7 protein-coding genes, 1 tRNA gene and 1 riboswitch are annotated in these 22,813 nt (G+C 63.1%); of the genes, 4 read left to right on the forward strand and 4 right to left on the reverse strand.

Annotated features, from left to right (window positions below; genetic code table 11):
- The first annotated feature begins 20 nt into the window (after positions 1 to 20).
- Positions 21 to 86: riboswitch (guanidine-III (ykkC-III) riboswitch) on the forward strand.
- Between the two features lie 14 nt (positions 87 to 100).
- The 3 genes from G4D79_RS00555 (at position 101) to G4D79_RS00565 (ending at position 2,554) form a co-directional block, all read left to right on the forward strand.
- Positions 101 to 415, forward strand: coding sequence for a multidrug efflux SMR transporter (locus tag G4D79_RS00555; RefSeq protein WP_099697081.1), 315 nt, complete (start codon positions 101 to 103; stop codon positions 413 to 415).
- 47 nt (positions 416 to 462) lie between these two features.
- Positions 463 to 1,278 carry a hypothetical protein gene (locus G4D79_RS00560; protein WP_003945831.1) on the forward strand — a complete coding sequence of 272 codons (816 nt, stop codon included), beginning with the start codon at positions 463 to 465 and terminating at the stop codon, positions 1,276 to 1,278.
- Positions 1,279 to 1,756: 478 nt separating this feature from the next.
- Positions 1,757 to 2,554, forward strand: coding sequence for a GAF and ANTAR domain-containing protein (locus tag G4D79_RS00565; RefSeq protein WP_003945473.1), 798 nt, complete (start codon positions 1,757 to 1,759; stop codon positions 2,552 to 2,554).
- A gap of 70 nt (positions 2,555 to 2,624) precedes the next feature.
- On the opposite strand, the gene G4D79_RS00570 is transcribed toward G4D79_RS00565, so the two are convergent.
- A tRNA-Thr gene (locus tag G4D79_RS00570) sits at positions 2,625 to 2,696 on the reverse strand.
- A 122-nt stretch (positions 2,697 to 2,818) separates the two neighbouring features.
- On the opposite strand from G4D79_RS00570, the gene G4D79_RS00575 reads away from it, so the two are divergent.
- Positions 2,819 to 4,246: a threonine/serine exporter ThrE family protein gene (locus G4D79_RS00575; RefSeq protein WP_007734361.1), complete on the forward strand. Its 1,428-nt coding sequence runs from the start codon at positions 2,819 to 2,821 to the stop codon at positions 4,244 to 4,246.
- An 85-nt stretch (positions 4,247 to 4,331) separates the two neighbouring features.
- Here the strand turns inward: G4D79_RS00575 and G4D79_RS00580 are convergent, their stop codons facing one another.
- The 3 genes from G4D79_RS00580 to G4D79_RS00590 form a co-directional block, all read right to left on the reverse strand.
- Complete coding sequence (locus G4D79_RS00580; protein ID WP_003945538.1) at positions 4,332 to 4,580, reverse strand: MbtH family protein; 249 nt, start codon at positions 4,578 to 4,580, stop codon at positions 4,332 to 4,334.
- Positions 4,577 to 5,923, reverse strand: coding sequence for a lysine N(6)-hydroxylase/L-ornithine N(5)-oxygenase family protein (locus G4D79_RS00585; RefSeq protein ID WP_007734359.1), 1,347 nt, complete (start codon positions 5,921 to 5,923; stop codon positions 4,577 to 4,579). The genes G4D79_RS00580 and G4D79_RS00585 overlap by 4 nt, the downstream gene beginning before the upstream one ends.
- Before the next feature lie 150 nt (positions 5,924 to 6,073).
- The gene (locus tag G4D79_RS00590) at positions 6,074 to 22,783 is read right to left on the reverse strand and encodes a non-ribosomal peptide synthetase (protein ID WP_214514216.1); all 16,710 of its coding nucleotides are present in this window, start codon (positions 22,781 to 22,783) and stop codon (positions 6,074 to 6,076) included.
- Positions 22,784 to 22,813: the final 30 nt, after the last annotated feature.

Raw genomic sequence — 22,813 nt, forward strand, 5'->3', positions numbered from 1 at the left:
CGCAGAATTCTGTTGCTATGGTTGGGTGGTCAACGACGACATCCGGACGAGCGCACCGTACCCGGCCAGCGAAAAGACGGTGCCTTGGGAGTTGTTCACCATGGCATGGATCGTGCTCGTCATTTCCGGACTTTTCGAAGCTGTCTGGGCTACCGCACTCGGTAAGTCCGACGGATTCAGCAAGATGTCGCCCACCATCGTCTTCGTCCTCGGCCTGATCGTCAGTATGGCCGGCCTCGCGTATGCAATGCGTACCCTTCCCATCGGGACTTCCTACGCGGTCTGGGTCGGCATCGGCGCCGCCCTGACTGTGGGATATGCGATGATCACCGGCGCGGAGTCCACGTCGATCGTCAAGATACTGCTGATCCTGGGCATCGTCGGCTGTGTCGTCGGTCTGAAGGTCCTTCACTGACCGGCGATCCTGGTGAGTGTTTGTGTGTTACCGGTTACAGTTAACGCATGAAACTGCTGGAGATGCTCACGCTTCCCCTACGCGCGGGCATTGCAGCCGCAGAGATCAGTTTGGGAATCGCCGAGCTGACGGTCACGACAGTTCGTATCGCCGTCGGTAATACCGGCGCCGTGACGGCGGGTGCTGCCGGCTTGGCAAGCCCCCGCGGACCCATGCAGATGATCCAGCAGTTGTCATCGCTCACCGCTGACGATCGGCCCATCGGGCAGGCCTTGGCCCCCGGTGGGCCACTCGATCGACTTCTCTCTCCCGGCGGCCCGGTCGACAAACTGACTGCACCCGACGGCACTCTCGAACGACTGCTCGCTCCCGGCGGACCACTCGAAAGACTTCTTGCCCCCGGCGGACCGCTGGATAGGGTGCTCGCCGAGAACGGCGCATTGGAACGCTTGCTCGCGCCGGACGGTCTCCTCGACCGAATGATGGCGGAGGACGGTCCGCTTGAACGCCTGACAGCGCAAGACGGTGCCGTCGAACGCCTGACTGCCAAGGACGGTGTCATCGATCGCGCACTGGCCGAGAACGGCATCCTCGAAACACTCCTGGCAGAGAACGGCGCCTTCGAACGGCTCATCGCCGAAGGCGGCCCGCTTGACCAGATCGTTGCACTGTCCGACACCTTGACTTCCCTCGCTCCCAACCTCGAGCGGATGAGCGCGAGCATCGAGGTCCTTCAGGAAACCGTCGGAATCCTCAGCGCTGCAGTCGGTCCACTCGGAGAACTTGCCGGCAAACTTCCCAATCGGTGGCTCAAGAGCAAGAGCGACCGCCCAGGGCCGGACCTTCCGATCGAATCGGCATAACAAACCGTTACTCGCCGATTACGCGGTCAGTTGTTGATCACGATGTTGAGGTTGATGATGATTCCGCCGAAAGTCAGGATCGTGTTGGCCAGGCCAACGGTCATTCCACTGTTCAGAGCCGCGATCAGTCCGTTCATCGTCGTATCCCCTTCACTGTCTACGGGTTACGCGTACAAGATTGTGCGCTGGCGCTGACAATAGGCCAAGTTCGTGACCTGCGCGCCATTGCGGAGAAAACTTGTACCCCGGTCGCAGTTTCCACGTTAACTGTTGCAGGACAACATAATTCCAAGATCGGCGCACTACCCGCTAACGGCCGAATCAAACATCACGATTGGGCATACGCAGACCACTTCACATAACCGTCCGCCCCATCAGACACTTGTCCACCGAAACAGAGTGCACAACAGTTAGTCCGGTGCAACAATGAGACGAATCGGACATGCCTGCGACGTGATGGGGAAGGGTGGTTGAGACAATGACGGCGCCGCGCATCGCCAGAGGACACCGCGGCCCCACCGGGGGCCGAAATTCCGCGTCGCAGGACAGCCTGGACGCCGCCTCGGACGCCCTGCAATCGCTGTACGCGCACCTCGATCCACATGCCCAGGCCGAGCAATTTCTCGAACAAGTCTGCAGGCATGCCGTCGATCTCATCGCCGACGCCGACATGGCCGGAATTACCATCGGCGGTTCGGACACGACATTCCGAACCGTAGCCGCCACCCACCAACTTGTTCGCACCGTCGACTCGATCCAATTCCGACTGGACTACGGACCGAGTGTGACGTCGTCACGCACGGGAACCGTTGTCCGCGCACATGCCAGCGAAGCCCACAGCCGGTGGCCTCAATTCGCAAGCGCGGCAAAGGCAGTCGGCGCCGTCAGCTTCTTGTCCATGCCACTGCCTGGCCGGGAACGCCCGCTCGGAACCCTCAATCTCTACAGCCACGACCTCCGAGGTTTCACCGGCGCCGACGTGGCATTGCTCCAACTGTTCGCCGTGACCTCGGCCTACGCGCTGCACAGCTCGCAGCGCCTCGACATCGCCAGAAAGCACGCAATGGACCTCGAGCGAGCACTCGAATCGCGAGGCGTCATCGAACAGGCCAAGGGCATCATCATGGGCACCCACCACGTCGACGCCGACCGAGCCTTCCGCATTCTCATCCAGGACTCGCAGCGCAGCAACGTCAAACTGCGAGTGATCGCCCAGCAGTACATCGACGGCGCGATCGACCCGCGCCAGGCTACGAACAAGCCCGAGACCAACTGAACCGGGCGCCTATCGGCACCTCAGCAAATACAGAGGCACCCACCACATTGGTGAGTGCCTCCTCTTTCGGAGCCTCCTGTCGGGATTGAACCGACGACCTTTCGCTTACAAGGCGAGTGCTCTACCACTGAGCTAAGGAGGCGAAGACCGACGCGTTGCCGCGACTGACTTTGCGGAGCCATCATATCCAAGCCGTCACGGTGGCCGCGCGCGGGTCACGTTAGATAGCGTGGGCCCCATGCGCAACTCCCACTCCGCCCCCTGATGGCGAAATTCACCGAAGTACTCACACGCCTGACGGGAAACCGGCAAGCCACCGTCGACACGGTCACGTCGGCTCCCGCACCGCTTCAACCGATCGACCTGACAGACGACGCCGTCGTCGCAGAGGTCCTGGACCTCGCGGTTCGGGTGGGCGAAGTCCTCCTCGCATCCGGAACCGCGGCCATGGACACCGCTGAGCAGGTGCAGTTCATCGCCGCCACGTACGGCCTTGCCCAGTGTGACGTCGACGTCACTTACAACTCGATTGTGCTCTCTGCCTATCGCGGCCCGACGCGACCGCCGGCGAGCACGATGCGCATCGTCCACTACCGCTCGATGGACTTCACGCGGCTGGCGGCCGTCGACCGTCTGACACGTCGTATCCGCCGTGAGGCGATCACACCGGACCAAGCGCACGACGCGCTCACAGCCATCACGACGGCGCCGCACCCGTACAACCGATGGACCGCGACCATGGCCTGGGCTGCGATGGCGGCTTCGGTCTCCGTCCTGCTCGGCGGCGGGTTCCTCGTTGCCACAGTCGCGTTTCTGACGACGATGGTCATCGATCGAGTCAACCGCGTACTGAACCGGTTCGGATTACCGTTCTTCTTCCAGCAGGTTGTCGGTGGTCTCATCGCGGCTGCGCCCGCCGCCACGCTCTATACATTTCAGGACCAGCTGGGGATCAGTATCCGGCCGTCGTTGGTCATCGCGGCCGGAGTGGTCGTTCTACTGTCCGGGCTGTCGTTGGTGGGCTCGGTCCAGGACGCGATCATGGGTGCACCCATTACAGCTGTCGCGCGATTCTTCGAAGTGGTGATGATGACGGGCGGCATCATCGCGGGCGTCGCAATCTCGTTGAGAATGACCGGGATGTTGGGTTCGACGCTTCCACCGATCAATGTGGAAGTCTCCACCATCACGCAGTTGCCGATCCTCATGCTCTCCGGTGCGTGTGCGTCGGTGTTCTACGCGCTCGCCTGCTACGCCGAGAGGCGTGCACTCACCGCGGCGTTCCTGGGCGGTGCGGCAGGCAGTGGTGTGTCGATCTTCGTGCAGACACTCGACGTCGGTCCCGTGATCGCCGCCGCAATCGCCGCAACCGTGGTCGGTCTTGCCGGTGGTCTGATGGCTCGCCGCGCACTGACGCCTCCGCTGGTTGTCGCGGTCGCAGGCATCACTCCGCTGCTCCCCGGTCTGTCGCTGTACCGAGGCCTGTACGCGCTGCTCAACGACCAGGTACTGATCGGATTGACTGCCTTGCTGTCGGCCTTCGGCATCGGCTGCGCCCTGGCCGCGGGCGTCACGCTCGGCGAATGGGGAGCGCGCACGCTGCGTCGTCCACGGATTCTGATGCGCGTGGACTCGCTACGTCGCCCGATGGTCCGCAAGCGCAGGCGTCGAGTTCCCGTCACCGAGAAGTAGGCGTCGTTCAAGCAGAAAGAGCTGGGCACCTGACGGTGCCCAGCTCTTTTCTGTTCACTCGGGGGGGTTCCGAGCGGTGAGAGAATCAGCTCTCGACTGCGTGCTTTCCACCGGCAGCCTGATCGGCTTCCATGGCCTCACGCAGGCTCTTCGGACGCATGTCGGTCCAGTTGGCCTCGACGTATTCGAGGCACGCCTTGCGGCTGTCTTCACCGAACACCACTCGCCAGCCGGCGGGGACCTCGGAAAACGTGGGCCACAGCGAGTGCTGGTCCTCGTCGTTCACCAGCACGTAGAAGCGGCCGTCTTCGTCATCGAAAGGGTTAGTGCTCATCTCGCCTCACTCGTTACGTACGTGTCTTGTGCGCCCAGACTAGCAAGCGCACCAGTTCGGTTCTGGTGGCTCAGCACCGACGCCAGAATCTCCCCCGCCCGCACTGCCACGTTCGACAGCAGCGACGACGTCAATCCGTGAGTCTGTTCTGTCCCACCCTGCAGATAGATACCGCCTGTCACGTCCTCCGTTACAGCCAGTCGATAATCCCGACTGACGTTACGCGGAACGGACGAATCCGGCACGAGTTCACCCAACAAATCGTCCAGAGGTGCCGGGGTGAAACCCGTGGCCAGAATGAGTGCGTCGCACGCCAGCGTGTCGGTCAAGCCGTCGAGATTGCTACGGACAGCCAGTTCGATGCCGGATTCGGTCTCCACGGCACTCGTGATCTCCGAGGCCCGACGCATGAACAGTCGCCGCGGCCCACGAACCATCTCCTGATACTCGGTGGCATACAGCTTGTTGATCAGTTCGATGTCGACGACCGAGTAATTGGTACTGCGGTGCAAATCGAGAAGTCGGCGTCGTTCCGCGGCGTCTGCACCGTGCAGCTGATCGACGGCTTCGGGATCGAAGATGCGGTTCGCGTACGGGCTGTCGTCTGCCGGGCTGTAGCCGTAGCGGGCAAAAACACTGTGAACTTCGGCGTTCGGGTAGTTCGCGTGCAGGTAGTCCACGATCTCCGCGGCACTCTGGCCGGCGCCGAGAACGACGAACCGGTTGTGTACGGGCTCCGGCATTGCTTCGAGATGGAAGAGGAACTGGTGATTGTGGAAGCACCGCGACGAAGGCGTCGCCCACTCCGGGATCCGCTCTTTCAGTCCGGCTCCGACAACGATGTTGCGCGCGATCACCGTTTCACCGTCGGCGGTGCGAACCGCAAAGCGATCGACAACGCCGTCGGAGTTCTTGATGCCCTCGACCCCGTCGACGGTTGTACCGAACTGCACGTCCGCGTCGACTCGTCGAGCTGCCCAGCACAGGTAGTCGTTGAATTCGTGGCGCGTGGGGAAGAAGGTCTGGTGGTTGACGAAGTCGACCAGTCGACCCTGCTCGAACAGATACGAGAAGAAGCTGTATCCGCTCTGTGGATTCCGGAACGTCACCAGGTCCTTCGGAAACGCGATCTGCATGGTGGCACCGTCGAGCAGCATCCCGGGATGCCACGCGAACTGAGACTGCTTTTCGAAGAACCGCGCGTTCACCCGATCAACGGCCGCACAATTTGCATTGTGTTCTTCGACAGCAATGGCCAACGCGAGGTTGGCCGGACCGAACCCGACGCCGACGATGTCGACAATGGCAGGTTCGGCGCTGGAGTCTCTTGGTGATTCACTCATTACAGGTAGTCCATCCCCGACGGAACGACCTGGTACGGCCGCCAATCGATGTCCCGAAGTAAGTAGCAAAGGCTACCCTTAATGAGGTGAGGGTATCAACACTGTGAGCCCCCGTATAGCGGTCGACCCCACGGAGCGATGCGACGTATGTCATAGTTTCGCCCCCTCGCTCGCGTCATCCCCTTCGGCGGCGACTGCAGCCTCGATCACGTCGACCAACTGACCTGCCCATACGCGGACTGCACCCGCATCGACGCGGTCGGCACGGAACCCGAGAGTTGCAAAGACAGGCCCATCGCCCACCGGCTCGTAAAAACTCAACGTCACATCCGCATGGGGCACTCCCACCGGAATCGGTACGAGAGAACCGAAGTCGCCGAGCCCGTCCAAATCCGCCTGCTGGTGATGGATCACCATCACCTGAGGTCTCATGGACGCCGGATTACCCAGCGCCTGCTCGACATACACATATGAGACGTCCTGATTGCTCAGCGCTTCCAGATTGTTTTCCCGGATGCGAGCCAGCAATTCTGCAAACGTCGGACTACCGGACGTATCCGTGCGCAGGAGAACAACATTGAAGAACGATCCGATCATCGGTTCGAGACGGGGATCCGACCTGCCCGCAACCAATGAACCGATGGGAAGATCAGTACCCGCGCCGGCCTTCGTGAGAACGCTGGCCAGTGCGGCCTGCAGGACCATGAACATACTCGTGCCGGTGCGCGCAGCCAGGGCGTCGATTCCGGCGTGCAGACCCGCGTCGATGTCGACGGCGATCACGTCACCTCGAGGCTCCGAGTCACCTTCCGGCAACGGAAGATTCACACTGGTCGGTATTCCGTCGAGCGCATCCCGCCAATATGCAAGTTGCTTCGACGCACGGCTGTCGACGTCTCGGGGGTCTCCCAACAGCTCGTCCGACCACACGGTGTAATCGGCGTACGTCAATGCAAGCTCGTCCCAAACCGGTTGATCTCCCTGCGACCGGGCTGCATAAGCAGAGACCAGATCTCCCAACAGCGGCACTACTGACCACTCGTCGACGGCGATGTAGTGCATGACGAGAAGCAGTGTCCTAGAGCCGTCTTCACCGAGCACCAGATGAACCCGCAACGGTGATTGCTCACGCAGATCCATCGGAAGTTGAGCCAGTTCGAACACCACTCGACCCACATCGCCGGCGCCGACATCGACCACATCGACAGTCGGACGCACCGATTCTCTTGCCACGACGATGCCGTCGACCTCGACGAAGGTGGTCCGCAGGGGTTCGTGCCGCGAAGTCACATCGTCCAAGGCGTGCCCGAGAATCTCCGGATCGATCTTCGATTTCAGGGTCAGCGCCAGAGCGTGGCTTGCTTGCGGTTGCGCGCCGGACGCGCGGAACAACTCCCATTGACGACGTTGCGGCGCAGACAGACCCATCGTCTCGGGACGTTTCGCCGCCGGCGCCAGGATCGGACGCCTACCTTCCGAACGCGCGACGACGGCCGCCAACTCCGCAACACTCGGCGCGTCGAATACGTCTCGAATACTGACGTCCACGCCGAACGCTTCCCGAATGCGACCGACCAGTTTCATCGAAGCCATCGAATGGCCGCCGAGTTCGAAGAAACTGTCGTGGACTCCGACGCTCGGTAGCTGCAGGATTTCCGCGAACGCAGCCGCAACCGTGGACTCCACTGCCGTGCGAGGAGCAACATCACCCGCCAGCTCCGACCAGTCCGGAGTGGGCAACGACTTGCGGTCGAGCTTTCCGTTGGGCGTCAACGGCAGCGGACCGTCAAGGGCGACAACCATGGTCGGAACCATGTAGTCGGGCAACGACAGTGCCGCGAGGTTCCGCACTGCCGTCGTGTCGACGACGACACCGGGTTCCGGTGACACGTAACCGACCAGGCGCGTGATTTCGCCCTGCCGATCCGCGACGACCGTTGCCTGCTTCACCGAAGGATGGGCACTGAGAGCTCCGATGATTTCGCCCAACTCGATTCGGAAACCGCGGATCTTGACCTGATCGTCGACGCGGCCGAGGAAGTCGATGTTCCCGTCAGAGCGCCACCGCGCGCGGTCCCCGGTGCGATACATGCGATCGCCCGCGGTGAAGGGATCGGCGATGAATCTCTGTGCCGTCAGATCGAATCGGCCCAGATAGCCTCTCGCCAGGCCGCGTCCCGCGATGTACAGCTCGCCGGATACTCCCGGCGGAACCGGACGCAGTTGATCGTCGAGCACGTACGCCTGTTCGTTGGGGTCAGGGATTCCGATGGGCACGGGACCGTTCCAACCGGGTTCTGCCTGCCACAGTGTGTTGTTCACCGTGGCTTCGGTGAGTCCGTACGCGGCAAGCAAATTCAGCCGCTCCGCCCATCGCCCGATCAGCTCCGGTGGCACCGTCTCGGTTCCGACCAACACGGTGCAGCCCTGCGGCACTTCACATCCTGCCGGCAGAGCGGCCAGCAACGAGGGAGGGATGATCGCGTGGGTGACACGATTGCTCGTCATGAAATCGGTCAGCGCCGGACCGGCAACTCGTGCATTCTGCGGCACGATCACCAGGGTGCTGCTCGTGCACAGTGCCATCGCCAGCTCGAATACCGCGACGTCGAAGCCGACCGAAGCGAACTGCATCACCACCGAACCCGGTACCAGTCGCATCCGAACCTCGGCTGTGGCAACAAGACTCGGAATACCGTCATGGGAGAGGACGGCTCCCTTCGGCTTGCCGGTCGATCCCGAGGTGTAGATGACATAGGCAGCGTGGCTGACGCCAACTGGTGGCCGGGGAGTTTCGACGATCACTGCCTCGTCCAGTTCCGCACGGATCAGCGGATCGTCCAGGAGGATTCGCTCGACGCCGACCACATCCTCGATCCGCGAGCTTTCCTCCGCAGTGGACAGAAGTACCGAGGCGCGGGAATCGGTGAGCATGTATGTGATGCGCTCGCTCGGGTGACTCAAATCCAGGGGTAGATACGCGGCCCCCAGCTTGAGCACGGCGAGGACCGACGCGACCATTTCCACCGAGCGCGGGACGGCAAGCCCCACCACGTCTTCGACCGACACTCCGCGGCGATACAGCACGCCGGCGATCCGATCACACTGCTCGGAGAGTTCGCGGTACGTGGCCTGCCCCGCCTCGTCGCGCACCGCAATCGCCTCGGGCGTAGCAACGACTCCACGCGCGAAAGCGTCGTAGAACGTCTCTTCCGGCACGTCGACGGCGGTGTCGTTGAACGAGGTGACAACTTGCTCGAGTTCGCCTGGCAAGAAGATGTCGATGTCGCCGATCTCGATGTCGGCCGATTCCACGACTGCCGCGATCACCGATTCCAATCGGCTCGAAATTCGCTGTGCTGTTTCGCGATCGAAGAGGTCGCTGCCGTATTCGAGTCGGACGTCGATGCAGCCTTCGTCGCCGAGGTACTCGGTGAAGTTGAACACCAGATCGAACTTGGCCGTGTACTCCTCGAGTTCGAACGAATCGCCGCCCATCTCCTCGCGGCTGTGATAGCCGACCATGACCTGGAACAGCGGATTACGTGCCAAAGTACGCGACGGATTGAGGCGCTCCACCACCGTTTCGAAGGGAACGTCGGCGTTGGCGAAGGCCTCGAGATCTCCCTCGCGAACGCGATCCACCAACTCCCGGAACGTCGGATTACCTGACGTATCCGTGCGCAGCACAATCGTATTGACGAAGAAGCCGACCAGTTCGTCGAGTCCCTGCTCACTACGTCCGGCGACGGGAGCGCCGAGGGGAAGGTCCTCACCCGCTCCAAGCGCAGTCAGCAACGCCGCCGACGCCGCGTGCAGAACCATGAACATCGAACTCCGGCTCTCGCGCGCCAGATCTCGCAGTGCAGCAGTTGTCTCCACGCCCAACCGTGTCACCACTGCACCACCGGAGAAACTCGGTCTGGCCGGTCGACTCCGGTCGGCGGGAAGCAGCAGTTCTTCGGGGGCTCCGTCCAAACTCTTCGCCCAGAAGTCCAACTGCGTGCTCAGGATGCTCGACGGATCGTCGGCGCTGCCGAGTAATTCCCGTTGCCACAGGGTGTAGTCCGCGTACTGAACCGGTAGCGGTTCGAAAATTGGATCTTCGCCCTGGATCCGAGAGGAGTAGGCCGACATCAGATCGCGCAGGAATGGCCGATCGGACCATTCGTCCGTTGTGATGTGATGCAGGACGATCACGACGATTACGGCACCGTCCACCTCGGCACCGTCTACTCGGATCAGACGGGCGCGAATCGGAATCTCGTCAGACAGGTCGAACGGACGACCCACTGCCACGGCAATTTCACCGGCGACACCGGATTCGTCTCGATGAACTGTCTCGACCGGAATCGTCGCCGATTCGAGAATTATCTGCTCCGGCGATCCGTCCACCAACCGGAACACCGTACGCAGGGATTCGTGTCGTTCCACGACGTCGCCGAGCGCCGCGGCGAAGACGTCCGCGTCCAGTGCGCCGTCCAAACGGAGCACGATCGGGAAATTGTAGGCCGCGGAGTTCTCCTCCATCTGTCCGATCAGCCACAATCGCTGTTGAGCGGCAGAAAGAGGAAGGTGGTCCGGCCGCGGCTTCGCTACCAGTACCGGTCGCGTCGCTCCCTGCTCGGCCACAATACGTTCCGCAAGTTCCGCCACCGTCGGCGCTTCGAAGAGATCACGCATGGTCAGACTGTTCGGAATGGCGATCCGAGCTCGACTGATCAGCTTGGTGGCCAGAAGCGAGTGCCCACCGAGGTCGAAGAAGTTGTCGTCGACCCCGATATCGCCCACATCGAGTACGTCGGAGAAGAGGTCGCAGAGGACCTCTTCCGTGTGGTTACGCGGTGCGATCGACTCCCCACTCCGCTCCCCCAGCACCGAATCAGCGGTGGGCAGTGCCTTGACGTCGAGCTTGCCGTTGACGGTCATCGGTAGCGTCTCCACCTCGATCACCACGGCCGGAACCATGTAGTCGGGTAGGAGAACTCGCGCCTGCGCGCGGTAGTCGTGCCCGGCGCCGAGTCGCACGGGCGTCACGTAGCCGACGAGCCTCTTGACTCCACCTGCCCCGACGTCGACCACCACTGCCGCTTGCCGCACATGTTCGTCGGATTCGAGAACGGAGACGATTTCGCTCGGCTCGATGCGGTGACCTCTGATCTTCACCTGATCGTCGGTGCGGCCGAGGAAGTCCAGGTTGCCGTCACCGCGTCGCCGCACGAGATCCCCGGTGCGGTACATACGTTCTCCGGTCCCAGCCGGATCTGCGACGAAGCGCTCGGACGTGAGCGCGAAGCGTCCGAGGTAGCCGCGAGCCAAACCGGCTCCGGCAATGTACAGTTCGCCGGCAACTCCATCGGGGACCGGACGCAGCCAGCCGTCGAGAATATGCGCGGCGGTGTTCCAGATCGGTTTGCCGACGGTCGGGGTGTCACTGTCGGACGTTCCGCCACCGAGCGTGTTGATCGTGTATTCCGTCGGACCGTAGAGGTTGTAGCCCACGGTTCCCTCGGTGTCGCGCAGCCTGTTCCACACCGAATCCGGAACGGCTTCACCGCCGAGCAGGACCAACGGCGGGCGGTGGTGTCCCACACCGTCGTCGAGAAGCCCGCTGTCGATCAGGTGCGTCGCGTAGGTCGGTGTCACGTTGACGACGTCGATGTCCAGTGCGTCGCAGTATGCAACGAGTGCCTCGGCATCACGACGCAGATCTTCGTCGCAAATGTGCACCTCGTGGCCTTCCACGAGCCACAGAAGTTCCTCCCACGACATGTCGAAGGCGAAGGACACGGTGTGCGCGATCCGCAGGCGCCGGCCCGCCGCGGCGATCACGGGTTCGAAAATCGCCTCGCGGTGGTTGAACTGCATGTTCGTCAAGCCGCGGTAACCGGTGACCACGCCCTTGGGCTTGCCGGTCGAACCGGAGGTGTAGATGACGTACGCGGGGTGGTCGAGTCGATGCGGTGCCCCCGGGGCGAATGCTCCGAGTTCCGACGCGGAGAGTGCCCGCGCCGAGATCGTCAGTCTCCTTGCTGCTGTATCAGGTTCGTCGATCACGATAGTGCGGACGTCCGCACCTTCGAACCTCGGTGAGGCCGAAACGGTTGTCAGCAACACGACAGGATCCGCGTCGTCGATCATCACGGCCAACCGTTCGGCCGGATGGTCGAGTTCGAGGGGTAGGTAGGCAGCACCCGTGCGCAATACCGCGAAGAGCGCGACGACCATGTCCACAGAACGTGGTAGGCCAAGAGCGACAATCTTTTCCGGGCCGGCGCCGCAATTGATCAGCAACCGCGCCATCCGGTTGATCTCGCCGTCGAGATCGGCGTAGGTCATCCGGCGCTTCCCGAACACGAGTGCCGTGTCGTTCGGTTGCGCCGACGCGACTTCTTCGAACAGGTCGGCAATGGTGCGCTCCGGCAACTCCCGGATCTGCGTCTGCTGCGCTACTGCGGGAACCGGAGACGCAACAACCGATCCCGCCATGTCCTGCGACCAACTCTGCAGCAGGTCGACGAAGTGACCCAGTAGGTCCTCGGCCCGGCGCGCGGTCACCAGATGCGGATGGAACTCGAACTTGACGTTGACGGTGGCACCCGGTGTGACCACGACGGTCAGCGGATAGTGCGTGTGATCGATACTGTCGCTTCCACTCACGTCGTGAGCGGCGTTGAGCGCGTGGACTTGCCTCTCGTCCACGAAGTTCTGCAGGACCATCAGCACGTCGAAGAGTTGACGATGCTCGGAAACACGCTGGATCGATGCTAAACCGAGGTAGTCGAAAGGCATCAGCGAAAGTCGATCCGCCTGTGTCCGACGAAGAAGTTCCTCGACGCTCTCGTTCGGATCCAGTTGCAGCCGAACGGGAACGGTGTTGAGGAACATGCCCACCACGGTGTCGATTCCCGGTACCTCCGGCGGCCTTCCGGCAACCGTGGAGCCGAAGACGACGTCCTGTCGACCGGTGGCCGACGCCAGCACGAGGGCCAGCGCTGCATTCAGTACCGTGTTGAACGTGACGCCGGACGCGGCAGCGCGCTCACGCAACGCACGCGAAAGCGTTTCCGACAGAACCGCATCGCGGCGATCCGGAAGCTGAACTTCGACGCCGGGCGCAGGCTCGGCAACAAGCGTCGGCTCCTCGAGTCCTGCGAGCGCTCCGCGCCACCCCTCGTCGGCGGCTGCACCGTCGCGATCGGCCAACCAGGCGAGGTATGTCTCGAACGACCCCTCGGGTTCGCCGAATGCGCTGTCGTCGCCGCCGGTATCGTAAAGCGCCAGAAGCTGACTGACGACAAGGCCGTTGGACCAGCCGTCCCACAGCAGGAACTGCCTGTTGATCACCAGACGATCCTGGCCGCCGGGCAGATGCAGCACACTCATACGCCACAGCGGCGGCGCGGTCAGGTCGAATGGCGTCACTCGGTCTTGGGCGGCGACGGCCTCGGCACGCTCACGAGCAACCGAGTCGTCGAGTTCACGGAGATCGTGGACGACGACCGGAACATCGAGTCCAGCGCTGAAGAACTGCACCGGCTCGTTCAGCCCTTCGCTCACGAAACCCGCTCGCAACGTGGGATTTCGTCGTTGAAGTGTCCGGGCGGCCGCAGCCAACCTGTCGACATCGAGGGTGTGCCCGAAGTCCATCGAGAACTGTGCCGTGTAGATGTCCCCACCACTGCTGCTGTCGCTGCTGCCCGCGTAGCCGGCTTGGAAGTACAGGCCTTCCTGCAACGGTGAGAGTGGGAGGATGCTGCTGACACCTGCCGGACTCGCATCGGCTATCGCGTCGATCTCGGTCTGACTCAGGTCGAGCAACGTCACATCGGACGGGGTCAGAATGGGAGGCCCGGCGTGACGCGCGGCCGCAGCCGCCAGATCGCCGAGGGCCGAAACCCAGCCGTCGGAGAGTGACTGCGCGTCGTCCTCGGACAAATCTTCACTTGCCCAGGCAAACTCGGCGCGGAGCCCCGAATCCACACTGACGACATTCACGATCAGTCGGTACGGGCCTCCCATGTCTGCGTCGGGATCGGTGGACAAGGCTTCGGATTCCGCTGCCAAGGACCATGCTGTCGATCCTGCTGTCGTCGTACGTCCGAGATAGTTGAACAGGATCTGAGATTCGGAGCGCCCCGCCAATGTCGATGCCGTGCGGGCATTCACGTATCGCAGCATCCCGTAGCCGATACCGCCGTGCGGAGCCGCCCGCAGGCTCTCCTTCACCTCGCGTAGCGTGTCCACCGGGTCGATTCCGCCGTGCAGTCGCATCGGGGCAATCGTGGTGAACCAGCCGACTGTTCGCGACAGATCGATGCCCGCCACCAACTCCTCGCGGCCGTGCCGTTCGAGATCGACCAGCAATTCGTGCTCACTGCGGCCGGTGGAGCGGCGCCAGCGATCGACGGACATCGTCAGCGCTGCCAACAGAACATCCGTTCCCTCGGCACCCACCATTGCCGCAACCGATCCAAGTGCTGCCTCGGAGATTGCTCCGTCCACCGTGACCGTGCGCCTCGAGCCTCCGGATACGACGGCATCGCCCGCGGCGTCGGGGATCAACTGCGCGCCCGGAGCGGTCACGGTCAGCCAGTGATCGAGTTCGGCGAATCGATGAGCACTGTATGCGTGTTCGGCCACCGTACGGGAGAAGGTACGGAGCGAAGTTCCGACGGCATCCAGTGCGGCGGGCTCTCCGGCTTCGACTGCCACCCAGGCCATCGCGAGATCCTCGAGCACGGTTCCCCAGGAAACCCCGTCCACGACCAGGTGGTGCGCGACTATCGCGAGTCTGCCCAGACTCTCAGCGCCGCAATCGAACCAGACCACCGAGACCATCCGCCCTGCAGACGGATCCAATCGACTGGTCGCAGTTTCAGAGTGCTCAGTGACGAGTCTTCGCAACTCGGAGTCATCCAGTCCCCGAGCATCAACGCGTTCGACCAGGTTCGCTGCCCGGACACTACCGGGTTCCTCGATCCGCGCCGACCACATCCCGCGGTCATGTCGGATCAAGGTTTGGCGAAGTCCGTCGTGGTGATCGAGCACGGCCTGCAATGCGCCGGTGATCGAACCGAGAGATGTTGCCGGAGAGTGGATCAGAACTGCCTGGTTGAAGCGGTCGGTACCACCCGTCCATTCGGACAAGCGGTGAACCACCGGCAGCGGAACCAGCTCACCCACGCCGATGTCGGCCGTGACGGTGGCATCCGAGGTGGCGACATCACCCACCGCTGCAGCGATCGCAGCGGGAGTGCGCAATTCGAAGATCTGACGCGGGGTCAGCACTACCGAATCACGACGAGCCAGGTTGACCAGTCGGATCGCCAGGATACTGTCGCCGCCGAGAGTGAAGAAATCGTCGCGCACCCCGACACGGGGCAGTCCGAGAACCGTCGCGAAATGCCCGGCGAGGAGGTCTGCAACGCCCGAGGAAACCACTCCCGTCAAGTCGCCCACCTGTGCCGCAAAATCCGGTGCAGGTAGTGCTTTTCGGTCGAGCTTGCCACTCGGGCTCAGCGGCAGCGACTCGAGCCGCACGAAGGCACTTGGCACCATGAACTCCGGTAGCACTGACAACAACTGAGCTCGAACCGCAACATCATCAGCATCTCCGACCAGGTAGGCGACCACCTGTGCGCGGTTGCTCGGACCGTCGGTTCGGACGATCACGGCACTTGCCGTGACTCCGGGGCACAGCGCCAATTGCGCTTCGATTTCGCCGAGTTCGATTCGGAATCCACGAACCTTCACCTGCTCGTCGGCACGGCCGAGGTACTCGAGAACGCCGTCGGCATTCCACCGCACGATGTCACCGGTCCGGTACATCCGCGAGCCGCCGTCGCTGTACGGATTCGCCACGAATCGTTCGGAGGTCAATCCCCCACGTCCGTGGTAACCACGCGCCAGTTGTGGCCCTGCCAGATAGAGCTCACCGGTGGCACCGGCCGGGACGTTCTGCAGGTAGGGATCGAGAACCAACAGGCCGGTGTTGGCGGCAGGTGCGCCGATCGGGACGCTGACGGCGTCTGCCGGAGTTTCCTGCACCGACGGCTGCCAACTGACGTCGACGGCGGCCTCGGTGGGGCCGTAGAGGTTGTCCACCAGAGTATTCGGCAGGATCTCGGAGACCTTGCGTGCAACGTGAGCGGGCAGTGCCTCACCGCTGCAGTTGACGATCTCGAGCGAAGAGCACAGTGCTGCTTTCGGCTCCGCGAGAAACACGTCGAGCATCGACGGAACAAAATGCACTCGGGTCACGGAATGTTCGACGATGACGTCGGCCAGATAGCCAGGGTCCTTGTGCCCGTCCGGCTCGGCCATCACGAGAGTTGCCCCCACCAGGAACGGCCAGAAGAATTCGGGAACGGAGACGTCGAAGCTCGACGGGGTCTTCTGCAGCATCCGGTCGGAGACGTCCATCGGACGTATCTGCTGTGCCCAGAGCAATCGGTTGACCACACCCTCGTGGTTGACCACAACGCCTTTGGGGCGACCGGTCGAACCCGAAGTGTAGATCATGTACGCGGCATCCGCGGGCGATCCTGGGACACTCAGCGGATCGGCGGGGAACTGCGCCGACTCCGATACCGTCACCCGCGGAACCGAACCCGAATCGAGTGAAGAGTCTTCCGACACCACGACGCACACAGGATCGGCGTCACCCAGCATGTACGTCAGCCGCTCCGCCGGGTAGCCGGTGTCGAGGGGAACGTATGCTCCCCCGGCCTTTCCGATGCCGAGTATCGCGACCATCAGATCAAGAGAGCGAGGCAAGGCCACCGCTACCAACGATTCGCGTCCGACGCCACGTTCGCGCAGCAGATGCGCAAAACGATCAGCGCGAGAGTGAAGTTCGGCGTAGGTCAACGACTCTTCACGGAAGATCACTGCGGTGGCTTCGGGCGTACGCCCGGCTTGATCCTTCAGCAGCTCGGTCAGCGTTGCGCGCGGCCGATCCAAGGCCGTGCCGACGCTCCCCGGCTGTGCGGGTGCCAGCGCGATCCGGCCGATGACCTGATCGAGATCGCGCGAGAGCTCGGTGAGTACGACTGCGAGAGTTTCGGCCAGCGACGCAGCGGCGTCGCCGTCCACCTGAGCAGCGTCGTACTTGAGCTCCAACGCCAATCGATCGCCGGGGACGACGATCAGGGTCAACGGGTAGGCCGGTCGCTCGTCGAATCGAATTCCCGTCAGTCGCACCGAGTTCGTCGGATCAGCGATTGCCGTGTCACCGAGTGGATAGTTCTCGAACACGACGAGTGATTCGAAGTCCTGCTCCAGTCCGCCGGTCCGTCGCAGTTCGGGTAACCCCAGGTACTGATGGTCGAGTAGTTCCGATTGTTCCCTCTGCCAACGGGAAAGCGCTTGCGCGGCTGTCTCTGCCGGATCGAACCGCAACCGAGCCGGCACGGTGTTGATGAACAAGCCCACCATGGACTCGATGCCGGGCAGGTCTCCACCGCGTCCCGATACGGTCGATCCGAACAGCACGTCTGTTCGGCCGGTCATTCGGCCGAGCACCAGCCCCCAGGCGCCGTGCACGAGCGTACTCAGCGTCAGGCCATGGGAGCGTCCGTTGATCGCCAGTGCGCGAGTATCACTGTCGGACAGCTCGACTCGGGTGGCACAGACGCCGCTGCTGCCCGCGCTCGGCGCGGGAAGTTCGACCGCGGGCCCGGGAGAGTTCAGCGCTTCTCTCCACACCGCTGCCGAGGCCTCGTGATCGTGGCGGGCCAACCATTCGAGATAGCTGCGGTACGGCGCCGGAGTCGGGAGCACCACGCCGGAGTCGCCAACGCTGTACGACGCCATCAGCTCCCGCAGCATCACCGGAACCGACCATCCGTCTGCGACCGCATGGTGAATCGACTGCAGCAGAAGGTACTTCTCCGAAGAGGCACGGACAAGCGTGTAACGGACGAGCGGCGGTTGCGCCAGGTCGAACCCGCGCGCGCGGTCGGCGGAAAGCAGTTCATCGACATCGGCGCCGGCCACCTCGACTACCGCCATCTCCACGACAGCGCTCGGGTGCACCACCTGCACGACCCGGCCGTCACCCAGGACCGAGAATCCGGTGCGCAGCGCCTCATGCCGATCGACGACGGATTGCAGCGCGCGGTGCAGCGCCGCACTGTCCACGGCTCCGGTCAGTTCCACAACCTGTTGCACGACATACTGATCGGCCCCCGGATCGGCAAACGCCGAATGGAAGTAGATCCCTTCCTGCAGCGGAGTGAGTGGGAGAATCTCTTCAGCCTTCGGTAACCCGTCCACGTCTGCCTGAGCGAGCGCCACCAGAGGGTAGTCCGAGGGTGTGGCTCCGCCGAAGGCTGCGAGCCCGGACACGGCCTCGAGCGAGTCCAGCCACAACCGCGCAAACTTGTCGATATCGCTACGCAGGAAGATGTTCGACGCCCAGGTCAGGGTGGCTCGCAGTCGTGGTCCACCGGCGGCGTCCTCGGCTACGACGTCGACAGACAACGCGTGTCCCAGCGGCATGGACGGATCGGCAGCACCGTCCATCGACACCGGGAACCAGTCCCCCTCCGCTGCAGCAGTACGTCCCAGGTAGTTGAGCACCACCTCCGGCGCTGCGACGCTACCCAACTGATCCGAGCTGCCCAGGTATCGCAATGCTCCGTACCCGAAGCCGGCGTTGGGGACGCGTCGAAGTTGCTCCTTGACGCTCTTGAGAACCCCCGCCAACTCGCCGCTCGCTTCGAGATCCGGAGCGGCTGTACCGATCTCGAGCGCCACCGGGAACACTGTGGTGAACCATCCGACGGTACGAGTCAGGTCGACGTGCGCAGCGCCGTCACCGCGAACGATGTCCTCGTCGCGTCCGTGCCCCTCCAGGTCGATCGTCACCGATCCGGCACCGCTCCAACGGGTCAGCGCCACGGCAAGTGCGGTGACCAGCACTTCGCTCACATCGGCTCCGAACGCCCGTGGGACACTGCCCAACAGCTGATCTGCAAGTTCTGGAGGTAGGGTGATCGACCGCGCTGCAGCGGTGCGCGCGAGGTCAACTGCCGGGTCGAGTGCCCGACGGCCGAGAGATGCCCGTTGTGCGGACGTCACCGAGTCCCAGAACTCGATTTCCGAGTCCAGTCGCCCGGCTCCGACCGCATCCGAGACGAGTTCGGCGTACCTTCGCACCGACGTGCCGACCGGAGCGAGTGCGGGTTCGTCGCCATTCATCGCTGCGATGCCGGCGCGCGCGAGGTCCTCGAGGATGATGCGCCACGAGACGCCGTCGACCACCGCGTGGTGGATGACCAGCAACAGCCGTCCGGGACCGGTCACAGGGCGGAACAGAACAGCGCTGACCATCGTGCCGTCGGCCGGATTCAGACGGCCGACAGCTCGCTCGGTCTCGGCGACGATCAGCGGTCCGCATTCTTCGAGCGGTGCCGGTAGTGCACGGGTCTCGAAGACCACAGCCACTTCGTTTGTCTCCGGGACGAGCAGTCTTCCTTCGGGCGTCAACGTCGCACGAAGTGCATCGTGGCGCGCCACCAGGGCGTTGAGCGCCGCCTGGACATGCTCGGACGTCAAGGCTGACGGCGTCTGAATCAGCGCTCGCTGGTGGAAGGTTCGTACTGCGTCCGACACTCCGAGAACCCTGGCGGCAATCGGCGTCGTAGCTACGTGGCCGATCGGTTGGTCCGCGTGGTCGACGATCTCAGCCACTCGGGAGGACTGGGCACGCGCCATAGCCTCGGCGGTGCGCAGTTGGAACACCTCGCGAGGACTGATCGACAAACCGGCAGCACGAGCCGCGGTCACGAGTGAGATCGCGACGATGCTGTCGCCGCCCAGTGCAAAGAAGTCGTCGGTAACGCCGACCGAATCGAGGCCGACTGCCGACGCGATCAACGTGCAGAACTGTTGTTCGACTTCGTTTCTCGCGGCGACGTGTGCACTCAGTTCGGCGAGATCGGGCTCGGGTAGCGCGCGACGGTCGAGTTTGCCGTTTGCCGTGAGCGGAAACTTGTCGAGGACGGTGACGGTGGTCGGGACCATGTAGTCGGGCAGCTTGCTCGCAGCCCACTCGCGAAGCTCACGTGAGTCGATCGCGAGGTTCGTCCCCGACGCTGCGCTCACGTAGGCGGCGAGATACTTTGCACCTGTTGGTGCTTGGCGCACCAGAACTGCCACGTGACGCACTGCGGGGTGCGAAATCACGGCGGCTTCGACATCCTCGAGTTCCAGGCGCATGCCGCGGATCTTCACCTGATTGTCCGTGCGTCCGAGGAAGTCGAGGGTGCCGTCGTCGGTCCATCTGGCCAAGTCACCGGTGCGATACATCCGGGATCCGGCCAGATCACCTGAGACGAAGGGATCCGCGACAAAGCGAGATGCGGTCAGCGCCGACGCGCCGACGTATCCGCGTCCCAGCAGGAAGCCCGCGGCGTAGAGTTCGCCGCCGGTGCCGATCGGAACCGGCTGCAGGTCGCCGTCCAACACGTACAGGCGAGTGTTGGGGTTCGGCCGCCCGATGGAGGTCGCGATTCGTTCCGCGTCCTCTCGGTAGATCACATGGGAGACACCGATGGTCGCTTCTGCCGGCCCGTAGCCGTGATACAGCGTCGTGGACAGTTGGGCACGGAACCGGTCGAAGAGTTCAGGCGTGAGAACCTCACCGCCGCACCACACGTGCTTCAACGAATCGAGCTGATCGGTCTCGTTCGCCAGGTCCAGCAGTATGTCGAGCATGGACGAGACCAGGTAGACGAAGGTGACCGATTCTCCGGCGATCAGGTCGAGCAGGTATTGCGGGTCGCGTTCCCCCTCGGGCTTCGCGATCACCAATCGACCGCCGGAGACGAGCGGGAGCAGGATCTCGTTGATCGAGATGTCGAACGAGAGTGGGGCTTTGAACAAGGAGGCATCGCCGGACCCGAACCCGAGAATCCGCTCCCGTTGCCACAGCAACCTTGCGCAGATTGCCTCGTGGCGGATCATGGCGCCCTTCGGACGTCCGGTCGAACCGGACGTGAAGATGACGTATGCGAGTTGGGCACCGTGAATACGAATGTCGGAGGTCATTGTCTCGGATAGGTCCGAGGGCCCGTCCTCGTACGCCCACGCGGAGAGATCGACCGGAACGGAGTCGTCTACACCGTCCGAGGTGAGCACCAGTGTGGCGCCCGCGTCGGCAAGTACCGATTCGCGGCGTTCGGCAGGCCATGACGGATCCAGTGGCACGAAGGCACCACCGGCACACATGACGGCCAACAACCCCACCACCATCTCGGCGGATCTCGGAAGCCCGATCGCCACAACGGTTTCGGTCGCGACACCGCGAGAGATCAAGTGCGCGGCGAGCTGTGATACCCGACTTTCGAGTTCGCCGTACGTCAGCCGGACGTCCCCGTCGACCACGGCGACAACGCCCCGATCGACAGAGAAGCTGCTGCGCAACAAATCCGGCACCGTCGTGATTGGCTGCGGCTCTGCGGTGTCGTTCCACCCGTGGAGCACGAGTTCTCTCTCCGCGAGCGACATGGGGTCGAGTGCCGAGATCGGAAGCTGCGGCTCGGCTACGAATCGATCGAGGAACTGTTCGATTCTCGCGGTGTGATCGGCCAACTCCCTGTCGAATCCGGCCGGGGCGCGGACGTCGATCTCGATCGGCTCCCCGTCCTGACCACCGCGCACACTCAGATCCAGGTCACTGACTCGACCGGTTACCGAATTACGCACGCGCACCGGGCATCCGCCGAAGGTGAGTGTGTGTTCGAACATCATCGAGTTGATGCCGGGGCCGAAGACCTGACGGTCGGGATCGATCGCCCGAATGTCGCGAGCAAGATCCTCACCCCGGTACCGCCCGTGCTTGAGAATCGAGACCAGGGCGGTGTCGAGACGAGTTGCCAACTGGCCGATGCTTTCCGAGCGTTCTACCCGAATACTCAGCGGCAAAATCGTCGACGCCATCGAAGGAGTGCGACGCATGTCGCGCCCCACCCGAGCGGCCATCGGTACCGAGACGACAACGTCGTGCTGTCCCGTGGTCCGCGCAATGTACGCGATCAGCGCGGCCATGGGGAGACGAGTTCGTCGAATCCCGGCGTCGGCCGCATAGCGATAGAGCTGTGCCGCGCGATCAGCGTCGAGCGTGAGCATCGCTGAGATCGGCGGCAGCGAATCATCCACCTGCCCATGCAGAATCCGCGTCGCTTCCGGTCCGGATTCAACGCGCTCGGCCCAGTACTGACGGTCGGTCTGGAATCGCGGAGAGTTCCGGTAATCCAGATCGGCTGCAACCACGGCGTCGAGTGACCACTGCGGCGCGGCAGTCCCGAGATTCGGATCGTCGTATCGCTCGGCGACGTCGGCGACGATGAGCGAGATGCCGTACCCGTCGACCACGCTGTGGTGATAGCGCTGATACCAGATGACTCGGTCGTCAGCGGTCAGCAGAAGCACCTGCCGGAACAGCAGATCGTCCGGACCGAAGACCCGAGCCATGTCGGTGTCCATCCACGACTGCGCAGTCGAATCGGGATCCGCCTCTGCCCGAAGGTCGAGAATTTCCACGTCCCAGCGCGCATCCGGAATCGGCACCTGGATCAGCTGGTTGTCGGCATCGACCTCGAAGTGCACGAACAGCGCTTCGACGCGTCCGACGCTGGCCTCGATCGCCGCTGCCGCGCGCTCGATGTCGATCGTGCCGTCGACCTCGACGACAAGTCCGATGTTGTAGACCGGACTGCTCGGATCGACGTTCTGAGCAACCCACACCTCACGCTGAGCGGCCGTCGCCGGGAGCGCTGCGTCCAGATCGGCACCGCCCGATACCGCCGGGTGAGCTACCTGAGAGTGGTCAGACATCAAGAATCCGATCATCGTCGTTCATGCTCATCGAACGACGAACAC

Origin of the sequence: Rhodococcus sp. WY5 (assembly GCF_018588185.1) — a bacterium.
Taxonomy (GTDB): domain Bacteria; phylum Actinomycetota; class Actinomycetes; order Mycobacteriales; family Mycobacteriaceae; genus Rhodococcus_F; species Rhodococcus_F qingshengii.

What these genes read in the sequence shown, in the direction of transcription:
- G4D79_RS00590 (WP_214514216.1), bottom strand. Translation starts at nt 22,783, where the DNA reads ATGATCGGATTCTTGATGTCTGACCACTCTCAGGTAGCTCACCCGGCG.
- G4D79_RS00580 (WP_003945538.1), bottom strand. Translation starts at nt 4,580, where the DNA reads ATGAGCACTAACCCTTTCGATGACGAAGACGGCCGCTTCTACGTGCTG.
- G4D79_RS00585 (WP_007734359.1), bottom strand. Translation starts at nt 5,923, where the DNA reads ATGAGTGAATCACCAAGAGACTCCAGCGCCGAACCTGCCATTGTCGAC.
- G4D79_RS00575 (WP_007734361.1), top strand. Translation starts at nt 2,819, where the DNA reads ATGGCGAAATTCACCGAAGTACTCACACGCCTGACGGGAAACCGGCAA.
- G4D79_RS00565 (WP_003945473.1), top strand. Translation starts at nt 1,757, where the DNA reads ATGACGGCGCCGCGCATCGCCAGAGGACACCGCGGCCCCACCGGGGGC.
- G4D79_RS00555 (WP_099697081.1), top strand. Translation starts at nt 101, where the DNA reads ATGGCATGGATCGTGCTCGTCATTTCCGGACTTTTCGAAGCTGTCTGG.
- G4D79_RS00560 (WP_003945831.1), top strand. Translation starts at nt 463, where the DNA reads ATGAAACTGCTGGAGATGCTCACGCTTCCCCTACGCGCGGGCATTGCA.